This is a genomic window from Ramlibacter montanisoli, assembly GCF_013087525.1.
Taxonomy (GTDB): Bacteria; Pseudomonadota; Gammaproteobacteria; order Burkholderiales; family Burkholderiaceae_C; genus Ramlibacter; species Ramlibacter montanisoli.
The window spans coordinates 2,594,907-2,607,290 of the sequence record NZ_JABFCS010000001.1; the positions used below are offsets into that span (position 1 = coordinate 2,594,907).

9 protein-coding genes and 4 pseudogenes are annotated in these 12,384 nt (G+C 70.1%); 4 read left to right on the forward strand and 9 right to left on the reverse strand.

Going from position 1 to position 12,384, the window contains the following annotated elements; genetic code table 11:
* Positions 1 to 34 precede the first annotated feature (34 nt).
* From HK415_RS23950 to HK415_RS26055, 5 genes and pseudogenes are all read right to left on the reverse strand, one after another.
* Positions 35 to 541, reverse strand: coding sequence for an NAD(P)/FAD-dependent oxidoreductase (locus HK415_RS23950; RefSeq protein WP_216369790.1), 507 nt, complete (start codon positions 539 to 541; stop codon positions 35 to 37).
* 11 nt (positions 542 to 552) lie between these two features.
* A complete protein-coding gene (locus HK415_RS23955; RefSeq protein ID WP_216369791.1) occupies positions 553 to 933 on the reverse strand; it encodes an NAD(P)/FAD-dependent oxidoreductase in 381 nt (126 codons plus the stop codon).
* Between the two features lie 7 nt (positions 934 to 940).
* Positions 941 to 1,415 (reverse strand): annotated as a pseudogene (locus HK415_RS12720) (DUF2269 family protein).
* Positions 1,415 to 2,023 (reverse strand): DoxX-like family protein, encoded by a 609-nt coding sequence (locus tag HK415_RS26050; protein ID WP_290427350.1) that lies wholly within the window; start codon positions 2,021 to 2,023, stop codon positions 1,415 to 1,417. Before HK415_RS26050 ends, HK415_RS12720 begins: the two are co-directional and overlap by 1 nt.
* 166 nt (positions 2,024 to 2,189) lie before the next feature.
* Positions 2,190 to 2,876: pseudogene (locus tag HK415_RS26055) on the reverse strand (NAD-dependent epimerase/dehydratase family protein); the annotation flags it as partial.
* Between HK415_RS26055 and HK415_RS12730 the strand changes: the two are divergent.
* Positions 2,818 to 3,282 carry a hypothetical protein gene (locus tag HK415_RS12730; protein WP_171559801.1) on the forward strand — a complete coding sequence of 155 codons (465 nt, stop codon included), beginning with the start codon at positions 2,818 to 2,820 and terminating at the stop codon, positions 3,280 to 3,282. The pseudogene HK415_RS26055 and the gene HK415_RS12730 sit on opposite strands and share 59 nt — an antisense overlap.
* Here the strand turns inward: HK415_RS12730 and HK415_RS12735 are convergent.
* From HK415_RS12735 to HK415_RS12745, 3 genes and pseudogenes are all read right to left on the reverse strand, one after another.
* Complete coding sequence (locus tag HK415_RS12735) at positions 3,279 to 4,982, reverse strand: response regulator (RefSeq protein WP_253261865.1); 1,704 nt, start codon at positions 4,980 to 4,982, stop codon at positions 3,279 to 3,281. The two genes, HK415_RS12730 and HK415_RS12735, sit on opposite strands and share 4 nt — an antisense overlap.
* A complete protein-coding gene (locus HK415_RS12740; protein ID WP_171559808.1) occupies positions 4,979 to 6,490 on the reverse strand; it encodes a DUF7125 family protein in 1,512 nt (503 codons plus the stop codon). The genes HK415_RS12735 and HK415_RS12740 overlap by 4 nt, the downstream gene beginning before the upstream one ends.
* A gap of 106 nt (positions 6,491 to 6,596) precedes the next feature.
* Positions 6,597 to 8,293, reverse strand: a pseudogene (locus tag HK415_RS12745) (long-chain fatty acid--CoA ligase).
* Between the two features lie 119 nt (positions 8,294 to 8,412).
* Here HK415_RS12745 and HK415_RS12750 point away from each other — a divergent pair.
* Complete coding sequence (locus HK415_RS12750; protein WP_171559811.1) at positions 8,413 to 9,306, forward strand: NAD(P)-dependent oxidoreductase; 894 nt, start codon at positions 8,413 to 8,415, stop codon at positions 9,304 to 9,306.
* A 3-nt stretch (positions 9,307 to 9,309) separates the two neighbouring features.
* On the opposite strand, the gene HK415_RS12755 is transcribed toward HK415_RS12750, so the two are convergent.
* Positions 9,310 to 10,299 (reverse strand): Bug family tripartite tricarboxylate transporter substrate binding protein, encoded by a 990-nt coding sequence (locus HK415_RS12755; RefSeq protein ID WP_171559812.1) that lies wholly within the window; start codon positions 10,297 to 10,299, stop codon positions 9,310 to 9,312.
* A 133-nt stretch (positions 10,300 to 10,432) separates the two neighbouring features.
* Between HK415_RS12755 and HK415_RS12760 the strand changes: the two are divergent.
* Together HK415_RS12760 and HK415_RS12765 are read left to right on the forward strand one after the other, a co-directional pair.
* A pseudogene (locus HK415_RS12760) lies at positions 10,433 to 11,399 on the forward strand (Bug family tripartite tricarboxylate transporter substrate binding protein).
* Between the two features lie 19 nt (positions 11,400 to 11,418).
* The gene (locus HK415_RS12765; RefSeq protein ID WP_171559813.1) at positions 11,419 to 12,381 is read left to right on the forward strand and encodes a glycerophosphodiester phosphodiesterase; all 963 of its coding nucleotides are present in this window, start codon (positions 11,419 to 11,421) and stop codon (positions 12,379 to 12,381) included.
* Positions 12,382 to 12,384: the final 3 nt, after the last annotated feature.

The window sequence follows — 12,384 nt, forward strand, 5'->3', positions numbered from 1 at the left end:
CTGGGTCGTCCGGCCGCCATCGTAGCCCCGTCGCTCACAGCCGGTTGTGGATGGCGGTGGCGGCGATCGCCGCATGCCCCGTCGCCACGCAGATCTGGTTGAGGTCCACGGCGACGTCGCCGGCCACGTAGAGCCCGTCCACCGTGGTCTGCTGGTGCGCGTCCACCTCGAGCTGCCCGCCGTCGCGCGCGCAGGCACCGAGCGACGTGGCCAGTTCGCAGGCATGTTCCAGCCCCAGCGCCGGATAGAGCGTGTCGAACGCGAGCACCTCGCCGTTCTGCAGTTCCACCCGCACGCCGACGCCGTCCACCCCGCACTCGATGCGGTGCGGAGGGCTGGCCGCGATGCGCACGCCGGCGGCGCGCAGGCGCGCGAGTTCCCTGGGGTCCACTTCGTGCTGGGTGGCCATCGCCAGCCAGGTCACCTCGCTGGCCCAGTTGGTGATGAACAGCGACTCGCGCAGCCCGTGCTCGCCGCGGCCGAGCACGGCGACCCGCTTGCCCTCGGTCTCGTAGCCGTCGCAGATCGGGCAGTAGCGCACCTGGCCGGCCTTCAGGGCCGCCGGGATGCCTCGATCTCCGGCTCGACGTCGCTCGCGCCGGTGGCCAGCAGCACGAAGCGCGCGCGCCAGGAACCGTCCCTGCCCTCGGCGAGGAAGTTGCCGTCGTCCAGCTTGCGCAGCCGCTCCACCCGCGTGGCCTGCGGCGTGACGCCGTAGCGCGCGGCCTGCTCCTGCAGCCGGTGCAGCAGCTCCGGGCCCTCGATGCCGTCGGGAAAGCCTGGCACGTTGCGCGTGCGCGGGATGCGCTTCAAGCGGCTGTGGCCTTCGTCCAGCAGCAGCACGCGCCGCTTGTAGCGCCCCATGTACACGGCCGCGGTGAGGCCCGCGGCGCCGCCGCCGATGATCAGGCAGTCGAGGATGTCGTCGCTCATGCTTCCTTCACGCGGCCCAGGGCAGGGCCTTGCTCACCATCAGCCAGAAGATCAGGAGGAACAGGAAGAAGGCGGCGAAGCCCAGCCCCGTCCACCAGTGGAACATGCGGTCGAACGCCGCCGGCACCGGCGCGCCGGCGCTGCGCGGCGGCCGCCACCTTCTCCATGCGGATCTGCAGCGCCACCACGGGCAGCCAGCAGGCGATGGCCAGCGCGTAGAGGCCCAGCGACCAGGCGATCCAGGGCGTCGAATACGGCAGGCCCATCTGCTGGACCAGCCACACGCCGGTGACCGGCTGCAGCACCGCGGCCGGCGTGGTGAGCAGCCAGTCCGCCAGCACCACGTTGCGCGTGGTGGTGGCCAGGCCGTCGACGCGCCGGCGCAGCGAGCACGCGAACAGGTGGAAGGCCGAACCGACGCCGGCGCCGAACAGGATCGTGGAGGACATGATGTGCAGCCACTTGAGCAGCAGGTAGTCCATCAGCCGCCTTCCGCCTTCCTCGCCGGAGGCTCGAGGGCCCAGAGCAGGCCGATCAGCGCCAGCAGCGGGATGTTCTTGGCGATCGGCCCGTAGGGATGCAGCCAGTATTCGGGCAGGAAGAGCGTGATCAGGACCGTGTAGCCGGCGACCAGCACCGCCTGCGCGAGCCACAGCCCGCGCCGCCAGCGCGCCGGCGACGCCAGCGTGAGCACGCCCAGCACCAGGTCGAGCAGCGCGGCGCCGTAGAGCGCCACCGTCGCTGCCGTGCCATGCAGGCCCACGCGGGCGAGCAGCGCGTAGCTGTCCTGCACCGGGTACAGGCCGAAGGACACGATGGCCGTCCAGATCCAGAGCAAGGCCAGCGCCACGCGCAGCACCGGAAGCCACAGGTCCAGCACTGCTTCGCGCCGCGCGGGCTCGCGGCTGCCGGCGGCGACGAAGTTGCGCGGCGCGCGCGGCGCGCGTCCCAGCAGCGGCGGCAGGCCGTTGCGTTCGGTGGCGTTGCCGGCCAGCAGCATGTCCGCCGTCTCCGTATCGAGCATGCTTCCCGGCAGGTGGCCGGCCAGCGCCGCGCCGGCGCGGAACAGCGGCGCGGGAACCGGCAGCATGCGCAGCCGACCCGGTTCGCCCAGCGCCTGGCGCAGCTTCGCCCAGGTAGTCGCGCAGGGCCATGGGGCGCGGGCCGGCGAAGGGCAGCGTGGCGATCGCGCGCGGCGGCGACTCGACCAGCCGGACGATGCCAGCGACGAGGTCGTCCACGTGCACCGGCTGCACCAGCATGCGGCCACCATCGGGAAAAGGCAGCAGCGGCGCCACCGCCAGCTTGTTGAACAGCGCGGCGCTGCTGCCGCCGGGCCCGTACACCAGCGAAGGCTGCACCACCGCGCCGCGCAGCGGCAGCGAACGCAGCACGTCGTCCGCCGCCTTCTTGCTGCGGTGGTAGGACGAGCGCGCGGTCTCGTCGGCTCCCAGGGCGGACACCTGCACCACGCTGCCCACGCCCGCATCCGCGCACGCGCGGAACAGTTCCGACGGCGCGCGGGCATGCAATGCGTCGAAGGACTGGCCGGGCTGCTCGCGCAGGATGCCCACCGCGTTGACCACGGCGTCGATGCCGGCCAGCCGCGGCAGCCACCACGCGCGCGTGGGCACGCCGGCGAAGTCCACCTGCAGCGCGTCGGCCTCACCCGCCGGCGGCCTGCGCAGCGCGCGCACGACCGCATGCCCGCGCTCGCGCAGGGCCTGCGCGAGGGTGCGGCCGATGAAGCCACTGGCACCGGTGATGAGCACACGCATGGTGGAACGATCCAGTCTAGCCAGCAGCGCGCCCGAGCGGGGGCCGGCGGTTACCCTTTGAGAGCGTGGACACCGCGGCCTGCGCCTGCCACCTAGACTGCCGGGCATGACTTCCTGGAAACAAGCCTTGAAGGAGGGCCTGGTCACCGGTAGCCTGGCCAGCATGCTGTCGACCGCCTACCTGGTGTTCGCCGGAGAGCGCCGCGGCATCCCGGCGGCGCCCACCAACGCCGTGAGCCACTGGATCTACGGCAACCGGGCGCTCCGGCAGGACGAAGCCAGCCTGCGCTACACGGCCACCGGTTACTTCATCCACCATGCCTGCTCGGTGTTCTGGGGCGTCCTGCATGCCAAGGCCTGGGGCGGCCGGCCGGAAGCGAAGCGGCCGGTGCCGGCCATCGCCGGGGCGATCGTCACCGCGGGCGTGGCCAACCTGGTGGATTACACGCTCACGCCGAAGCGGCTGCGGCCCGGCTTCGAACACCGGCTGGGCAAGCCGGAGATGGCGAACGTGTATGCCTGCTTCGCGATCGGGCTGGCGATCGGCAGCATGCTGCTGAAGAAGCGCTAGACGCTGCCGGCTTCCGCCTTCTCACGCGCTTCGTCCAGCACGCCGCTGACGGCGTCGCCCAGCTGGGCGATGTCGAAGGGCTTGCGCAGGATGCGCGGGCGGCCGGCCAGGCGTTCGACCGCGGCCATGTCGGCGTAGCCGGTGGCCAGGATCACCGGCAGCTCGCCGAACCTCTTGCGCGCCTCGGAGATCACTTCGGCGCCCGTCATGTCCGGCATCGCGTAGTCCACCACCAGCAGGTCCGGCTTGATGGTGGCCAGGTGCGCGAGTGCCTCGCTGCCGTTGGCCGCCTCGGTCACCTTGTAGCCGATGAGGCTGAGGCACTCCACGATCACGCGGCGCACGTCGGCATCGTCCTCCACGACCAGGATGTGGCAGGCGCCGGCGAGGGCCGGGATGGCGGCCTTCTGGCGCACGGCGCTGACCTCCTCGGCGTCGGCATCGGCCTCGGGAAACAGCATCTCCACCGTCGTGCCCTTGCCTTCCTCGCTGCGGATGCGCGCCAGCCCGCCGGACTGGCGGGCGAAGCCGTACACCTGGCTCAGGCCCAGGCCGGTGCCGCTGCCCACCGGCTTGGTGGTGAAGAAGGGATCGAACACCTTGGGCAGGACGTTGGCCGGGATGCCCGAACCGGTGTCGCTGACCGTGAGCAGCACGTAGTCGCCCTCGCCCAGGTCGCGGTCGTCGTCCAGGAAGCGCGTGCCGGTGCTGATCTTCAGCTTGCCGCCCTGCGGCATGGCATCGCGCGAGTTCACCGCCAGGTTCAGCACCGCCATCTCGAGCTGGCTCGCGTCCAGCATCACGGTGGCGTCCTCCTCGCACAGGTCGAACTCCACCTCGATGCCGGACCCCACGGAAATCTCCAGCAGGTCCTTCATGCCCAGGATCAGCTGGTTGACGCGCGTCAGGCGCGGCATCAGCGACTGGCTGCGGGCGAAGGAGAGCAGCTGGTTGGTCAGGCGCGCGCCGCGCCGGGCCGCGCTCTTGGCACGCTCCACCACGGGCTTGACCTTCTCCTCCTTGGCATAGAGGGAGACCAGCTCGAGGTTCATGTTGACCACGTGCAGCAGGTTGTTGAAGTCGTGCGCGATGCCGCCGGTGAGGCGGCCGATCGCCTCCATCTTCTGCACCTGCGTGAGCGCCGCCTGCGCGCGCTCGCGCTCGTTGATCTCCTTCATCAGGCGGTCGTTGGCGCTGGCGAGCTCCCTGGTGCGGCGCAGGATGCGGTCTTCCAGCTCGCCGTTCAGGCGTTCCAGTTCCGTGCGCGTGCGCTTGAGTTCCTCGAGGTGTTCGCGCGCGGCGTACTGGCGGCGGCGGGCCCGCACCGCGGACTCGGCGGCGCTGGCCAGCGTCTCGGCGTTGAGCGGGCGCTCCAGCAGCACCAGGTTGCCCAGGTTGTGGAGCGAACGGAAATCGTTCTCCGCGCGGCGCCCTTCGCGCTTGGTCGCGAGGACCACGAAGGGGAAATCGGACCACGGCGGCTGGGAGTTCAGCCAGCCCCGCAGGCCGCCCGCGGTCATGAGCTGCGGCAACGCCTCCTCGGTGAGGATGACGGCGGCCGCCCCTTCGTCGAGCGCCGCCAGCAGGTCCTGCTCGGTGGCGCACACGACGGATTCGATGCCCTGTCCGGACAGCACCGTCTGCACGACGCTGCCGTCCCGCCCGCGCGGCGCATGGATCAGGACACGCAGTTCCATCATCGTCTCCCGTTCTCGTCGCCCAGCAGGGGCAGCTTGCCGTGGTAGGCGGCGACGCCGGCGAGCACGCCTTCGAAGTCGGTCAGCTCCTGGCCCACTTCCAGACCCTTCGGCCCCATGCGGAACTCGCGGATCGTCTGTTCGTGCAGCGTGGTGCGGCTCTTGATCATCGAGACAGCCTTGAGCAGCTTGCCGCGGGCCTCGAAGAACCGGAACATCAGGATCGCGTCGGCCAGGTAGCTCATGTCCACCTCGGTGCGCATGTCGCCCAGCACGCCGTGCTGCGCGAGGATCAGGATGGTCACCACGTTGCGGTGGTTCAGGTACGTCAGCAGCTCGTGCATCTGCAGCATGAGGTACTTGCTGCCCGGCATGGCCTGCAGGTAGGCGTTGAGGCTGTCGATCACGACGACCTGCGCGTTGTCGTCCTCCACCGCGTGGCGCACCATGTGCGCGAACTCGCCGGCCGACACTTCCGCCGGATCGAGCGGGATCACGCGCAGCTGGCCGCTGCCCAGGTAGGGCTCGATGTCCAGGCCGAGCGAGCGGGCGCGCGTCACGAGGGTGGAAAGGCCTTCGTCGAACAGGTAATAGACCGCGTTGTCACCCCGCTTGAGTGCCGTGAGGGTGCAGGAGATCGCCGTGGTCGTCTTGCCCACGCCCGACGGCCCGTTGAACAGGCTGTTGCTGCCGCGGGGCAGGCCGCCACCCATCAGTTCGTCGAGCTTGGCCACGCCGGTGCTCATGACGCTGTGGCCGGTCTGCAGGCGATGTTCGGAGGCGACCAGGCGCGGGAACACCGACAGTCCGCCGGTGTCCAGCACGAAGTCGTGGTCGCCGCCGCGGAACTTGATGCCGCGCATCTTCAGGACGCGCAGGCGCCGCCGCTCGGGGCCGTACTGGTCCACCGCCTGTTCCAGGTTGATCACGCCGTGGGCGATGCTGTGCAGTTGCTGGTCGGTCTCCCGGTTGGAGCGGTCGTCCAGCATCATGACCGTGCAACCCTGGTCGGAGAAGAATTTCTTGAGCGCCAGCACCTGCCGGCGATAGCGCAGCGGGTCCTGCGCCAGCAGGCGCATCTCGGACAGGCTGTCGAACACCACGCGCTGCGGCTTCAGGCGCTCCACCGCGGAGATCACGCCGCGCACGGTCTCGCCCAGTTCGACCTGCGAGGGATGCAGGATGGACTGTTCGAGGTCGGGGCTGAGGCCCTCGCTGCTCACCAGCTCGAACAGCTCGACGCCCCGCAGGTCCCAGCCGTGCGAAGCCGCGACCGTGCGCAGCTCGGATTCGGTCTCCGACAAGGTGACGTACAGCCCCTTCTCGTCGCGGCGAATGCCTTCCAGCAGGAAGTGCAGGCCGAGCGTGGTCTTCCCCGAGCCGGGGTCGCCCTCGACGAGATAGAGATGCCCGATGGGAAGGCCCCCGCCCAGGACGTCGTCGAGCCCGGGAATCCCGGTCGAAGCGCGGTCCTGAACAGGCAGAGTTGCGGTGGTTACGTTGCGTCTCATCCAATACCAACAGCCGCGGAGGAATGCGGCTGCCGGGCCATCCTAAAGGTTGTGCAGCCGCGAGCCTGTAGGCTCATTCCGACAATGCGGTCCGTCTGCGTCCTGCCTACCCGCGCGGCTCCGACTCCTGCAGCGTTCGCCACATGACCTTGCCGCTGCCGCTCTTGGGCAGCGCGTCCGCGAACTGCACGATGCGCGGCACCTTGTAGACCGCCATGTTGGCGCGGCACCAGTCGACGATGTCCTGTTCCGTCACCTGGCCCCTGTGGCTGGCGCGCAGCACGACGACGGCCTTCACGGTCTCGCCGCGGTAGCTGTCGCGCGCGGAGATCACGCAGGCCTCCTGGATCGCGGGGTGGCGGAACATCAGCGCTTCCACCTCCGCCGGCCAGACCTTGAAGCCGGACGCATTGATCATCCGCTTGAGCCGGTCGGTCAGGAAGAAGTAGCCATCGGCGTCGACCCGCCCCAGGTCGCCGGTGCGGAAGAAGCGCTTGCCCGCGAAGGAGATGAAGGCCGCCTCGGTGGCCTCCGGCCGCTTCCAGTAGCCGTTGAAGACCATCGGCCCGTGCACGATGATCTCGCCCTGCCCTCGCCGGCCGGCATCTCCTGCAGTGTCTCGGGGTCGATCACCCGTGCGTCGCAGCTCATGAAGGGAATGCCCAGGCACTGCTGCTTGGGCGCATCCGGCGGGTTGCTGTGCGAAGGCGCGGCGGTTTCGGTCAGGCCGTAGCCTTCCACGTACTTCAGGTTGAACTGTTCCAGCAGGCGCTGCGCCACCGCCTGGGGCATGGCCGCCCCGCCGCCGCCGATGTGGGCGAGGCTGGAGAGGTCGTAGCTGGCGAAGTTCGGGCTTCCCAGCAGGTCGATCACCATGGTCGGGATGTTGGTCCAGTTGGTGACCTTCCAGCTGGAGATCAGCCAGCCCGCGACGTCGCGGTCCCAGCGCGGCATCATCACCAGCGTGGAGCCGGTGTAGATGTTCGCGTGCATCACGCTCACCATGCCCGTGATGTGGAACATGGGCACCACCAGCAGCGTCACCGCCTCCGGTGTCGCATTGCCCCAGATGCTGCTGGCCATGGCGTTGTGCATCAGGCTGCGGTGCGGGTGCATGCATCCCTTGGGATTGCCCGTGGTGCCGCTGGTGTAGGGCAGCACGGCGAGGTCTTCCGGCCCCACTTCCAGCGGCGGCAGCGGCAGCGCGTTGTCCAGCGCGTCGGTCCAGGCCATCACCTGGCCGCCGTCCAGTTGCGGCAGCGGATGGCGCGCAAGCAGCCAGTCCTTCCACCCGTCCGGCATGGGTCCGGCGTTGGCCGCCTGCGGATCGAAGCCGTCGGTGAACTGCGTGACGATCATGTGCGCCAGGCGCTGGTGCTCCGGCAATTGCGCATTGGCCCTGGCGATCTCGCCGGCCAGGTCGCCGGTGGTGATCGCCAGCTTCGCGTCCGGATCGACGATGTAGTGCTTCAGCTCCTCGGCGCGGTTCATCGGGTTCACCGGCACCACCACCGCGTTGGCGCGCAGGATGGCGAAGTTCGCGATGAGCAGCTGCGGGCAGTTCTGCATGTCCAGCAGCACCCGGTCGCCCTTGCGCACGCCCAGCGCGTGCAGGCGCGCTGCCAGCCGCTCGGCGAGCCGCTGCACCTCGGCGTACGGGTAGACGCGGCCGAAGAAGACGATGGCCGCCTTGTCCGGGTAGCGGCGCGCGCTGATCGCCAGGTTGTCCCACAGCGAGGTGGCGGGAACGGTCAGCGAATGCGGAAGGCGCTTGGGCCAGAACTTGTGGTGCGGGCGGTCCATGGAAGGCATGACTCCTGATCCCGCGACCATAAGCGAAGGGCCGGGCGGGAATGCATGGGGAAGCCCCACGCGCGTCGCTCATGCGACGCTATCATGGCCCGGACTGCAAGGAGACACAGATGCGCATCGGCATGGCCGGCACCGGCAAGATGGGCAGCGCGATCGCGCGCCGCCTCGCGACCCTGGGCCACGAAGTCACGGTCTGGAACCGGACGCGCGAACGCGCGCAGCCGCTGCTCGATGCGGGCATGGCCTGGGCCGCGACGCCGCGCGAGCTGCTGGCGCAAAGCGAGGCCGTGCTGACCCTGCTGACCAACGCGCAGGCGCTGGACGAGGTCTACCTGGGGCGCGACGGACTGCTGTCGCCGGCGGCCGAGGGAAAGCTGCTGATCGAGATGAGCACCGTGCCTCCGGCCAAGCAGCAGGAGATGGCGCGGCATGCCGCCGCCGTGGGTGCCGCCTATGTCGAAAGCCCGGTGGGCGGCAGCGTGGGGCCGGCCAGGGAAGGCAAGCTGATCGCCTTCGTCGGCGGCGCCGAACCGGACGTGGCGCGCGCGCGGCCCCTGCTGGACCAGCTGTGCAAGCGGGTCGAGCACGTCGGCCCGCACGGCGCGGGCGAGACGATGAAGCTGGCGGTGAACCTGCCGCTGATGGTGTACTGGCAGACGCTGGGCGAAGCGCTGTCGCTGGTGCAGCCGCTCGGGCTGGATCCGCAGCGCGTGATCGACATCCTGGCCGACTCCTCCGGCGGGCCCAACATGCTGAAGGTGCGCGGCGGCATGATCGCCGAGGCGCTGGCCGGCAAGGCGCCGGCGCAGGTGACGGTGGACGTGGCCACCATGCGCAAGGACGTGCGCGCCATGCTGGAGGAAGCGCGCAGCCACGGGCGCGAGCTGCCGCTGACCGGCGAGACGCTCAGGAACTTCGACCGCGCCGCCGGGCGCGGGCTCGACGGCGCGGACTGCTCGCAGCTGCCGGTGTGGTGGCTGGCCGAAGGCGGCAAGGCCGCCTGAGCCTCACTCCAGCTTCATCTCGCGGATCACCGGGCGGAACTGGTCCATCTGGCGGCGCAGGATCGCATCCTGTTCCGCCGGGCTGGAGCCGACCGGCTCCGCGCCCAGCTCGGTCAGCCTCTTGGCGACTTCCGGATGGCGCACGGCGGCGGCCACTTCGCGCTGCAGGCGGTCGATGATGGGCTTGGGCGTGCCGGCCGGAGCGAACAGCCCGTTCCAGCCTTCCAGTTCCAGATTGGGATAGCCGAGTTCGCGCACCGTCGGCACGTCCGGCAGCGCCGGGATGCGCTTCGACGCGGTGGTGGCGATCGCCTTCAGGCTGCCGCCCTTGATCTCGGCCAGCGAGGAGGACAGCTGGTCGCCGCCGACCTGGATGCGCCCGGCCAGCATCTCCTGCTTCAGGGGCGCCGCGCCCTTGAAGGGCACGTGCTCCATGTTCACCTTGGCGTCGCGCTTGAAGGCCTCGCCCAGCACGTGCACGGCGGAGCCCGGGCCGGTGGAGCCGTAGTTGTATTGCAGCGTGGGCTGCGTGCGCAGCAGATTCGCCAGTTCCTTCAGGTCCTTCACCGGCACGCTGGGTGCGGCGGTCAGCACGAAGGGGACGTACACCGCGATCGAGATGCCGGTGAAGTCCTTCTCGGCGTCGAAGGGCGAGCGCTTGGCCAGCGTCTGCGCCACCGAGGACAGCGGGAAGGTGATGTTGTGCATCAGGATGGTGTAGCCGTCGGCGGGCGCCTTGGCCACGGCGTCGGCGCCGATCGCGCCGCCGGCGCCGCCCTTGTTCTCCACCGTCACGGGCTGGCCCATGCTCTCGGCCATGCGTTGCGCGACCAGGCGCGCCACGATGTCGGTGGTGCCGCCGGCCGGGAAGGGCACGACCATGCGGATCGGCTTGCTGGGATAGGCGGGCGCCTGGGCCTGCGCGGCGGGGATGGCGCACAGCGTGAACACGGACAAAGCCACTGCCGCGGTGGCGCGGAATCGGAACTGCATTTCTTGTCTCCTGGGGAAGCGCCGCGGTGCATCGCGGTCGCGCATGCATCGTAGGCAAAGTTGGCATGCCAACGATGCGGGCAAATCCCTAGGCGTGCCGCCGATATCATCTTGCGCGACAAGGAGACTCCCCATGCAGTTCTGGAAGACCGCCGCCACACTGGTGCTGGCCGCCCTCGCCGCGGGCGCGCAAGCCGCCTATCCCGAGAAACCCATCCGCCTCGTGATCGGCTTCCCGGCCGGCGGGCCGCTCGACCAGCATGCGCGGCTGCTCACGGAACGGCTGCAGGCCGCGCTGGGCCAGCCCATCACCATCGACTACAAGGCCGGCGCCGGCGGCACCGTGGGTGCGCAGGACGTGATGAAGGCGCCGCCCGACGGCTACACGCTGATGCTGGCCAACACCGGCGTGATGGTGATCAACCCGGCGCTCTACGGCAAGCTGCCCTACCAGACGCTGCGCGACTTCACGCCGATCGCCCGCACCGCGATGCAGCCGCTCGCGCTGCTGGTGAACCCGCAGGTGCCGGTGGCTTCGCTCAAGGATTTCATCGGCTACGCGAAGGCGCGCCCCGGCCAGGTGAACTACGGCTCGGCGGGCAACGGCGGCATCAGCCACCTGGTGCCCGAGATGTTCAAGAACGCCACCGGCCTGTTCATGGTCCACATTCCCTACCGCGGCAGCGCACCGGCCTTCACCGACCTGATGGGTGGCCAGGTGCAATTCATGGCGGAGTCGATCCCGCAGGCCGCGGCGTACCACAAGCAGGGCAAGGTGAAGGAAGGCGCTGGCGGTGACCAGCCGCGAGCGCAACCCGGCGCTGCCGGACATCCCGACGGTGATCGAAAGCGGCATCCAGGGCTTCGAGGTGGTCGGCTTCTACGGCTTCCTCGCGCCGGCCAACCTGCCGCGCGACGTCACCGCGAAACTGAGCGACGCGTTCCGGCAGGTGCTCACCAGCCCGGAGATCCGCAACCGGATGATCGCGCAGGGCGCGGATCCCGCCTTCCTCGGCGCCGAGGACTTCGCGAAGTTCCTCGCGGCGGAGATGCCGCGCTGGGCCGACGCCGTGAAGAAGTCCGGCGCGAAGATGGACTGAGCGCGGGGAGGAAGAAGACATGCATCCGATGCTCCGCGCGGCCGCCGGCCTTGCCGCCGCACTGCTGTCGCTGGCCGCGACCGCCTTCGACCTGCAGGGCCACCGCGGCGCGCGCGGCCTGGCCCCGGAAAACACGCTGCCCGCGTTCGAGCGCGCGCTGGCCATCGGCGTGAGCACCCTGGAACTCGACATCGGCGTCACTGCCGACGGGGTGGTGGTGGTCTCGCACGACCCCGCCCTGTCGCCGGCTTTCGTGCGCGATGCGAGCGGCAAGTGGCTGCCGGCGCGCGGCCCGCTGCTGAAGGACCTGAGCCTGCGCGAGCTGCAGCAGTACGACGTGGGCCGCATCGACCCCGCGAACCCCTATGCGCGGACCTTCGCCACGCAGCAGCCCGTGGACGGCGCGCGCATCCCGACGCTGGCGCAGGTGTTCGACCTGGTGCGCACGCGCGGCGCCAGGCACGTGCGCTTCAACATCGAGACCAAGCTGTCGCCGCAGCAGCCGCAGGACACCGTTTCGGCCGAGGCGATGACCGACGCCCTGCTGCAGGTGGTGCGCGATGCGGGCATGCGCGAGCGCGTCAGCATCCAGAGCTTCGACTGGCGCACGCTGCAGCGCGTGCAGCAGCGCGAGCCCGGCATCCCCACCGTCTACCTCAGCATCCAGACCGCCAACACCGACAACACGAAGGACGGAACGTGGACCGCCGGCCTGCGCCTGGCCGACCACGGCAGCATGCCGCGCATGGTGAAGGCGGCGGGCGGCAAGGTGTGGGCGCCCAACCAGGGCGCGCTCACGCAGGCGCTGGTGCGGGAAGCGCAGGCGCTCGGCCTGCAGGTGATCCCGTGGACCGTGAACAACCCGGCGGACATGGACCGCATCGTCGGCTGGGGCGTGGACGGCCTGATCACCGACTACCCGGACCGCTTGCGCGAGGTACTGGGCAAGCGCGGGATCCCCCTGCCCCCGCAGGTGCCCTGACTG

Excerpts from the sequence above, each read along its gene's own strand:
- HK415_RS23955 (WP_216369791.1), bottom strand. The coding sequence starts at position 933 with ATGAGCGACGACATCCTCGACTGCCTGATCATCGGCGGCGGCGCCGCG.
- HK415_RS26050 (WP_290427350.1), bottom strand. The coding sequence starts at position 2,023 with ATGCTGCCGGTTCCCGCGCCGCTGTTCCGCGCCGGCGCGGCGCTGGCC.
- HK415_RS12730 (WP_171559801.1), top strand. The coding sequence starts at position 2,818 with ATGACTTCCTGGAAACAAGCCTTGAAGGAGGGCCTGGTCACCGGTAGC.
- HK415_RS12735 (WP_253261865.1), bottom strand. The coding sequence starts at position 4,982 with ATGATGGAACTGCGTGTCCTGATCCATGCGCCGCGCGGGCGGGACGGC.
- HK415_RS12740 (WP_171559808.1), bottom strand. The coding sequence starts at position 6,490 with ATGAGACGCAACGTAACCACCGCAACTCTGCCTGTTCAGGACCGCGCT.
- HK415_RS12750 (WP_171559811.1), top strand. The coding sequence starts at position 8,413 with ATGCGCATCGGCATGGCCGGCACCGGCAAGATGGGCAGCGCGATCGCG.
- HK415_RS12755 (WP_171559812.1), bottom strand. The coding sequence starts at position 10,299 with ATGCAGTTCCGATTCCGCGCCACCGCGGCAGTGGCTTTGTCCGTGTTC.
- HK415_RS12765 (WP_171559813.1), top strand. The coding sequence starts at position 11,419 with ATGCATCCGATGCTCCGCGCGGCCGCCGGCCTTGCCGCCGCACTGCTG.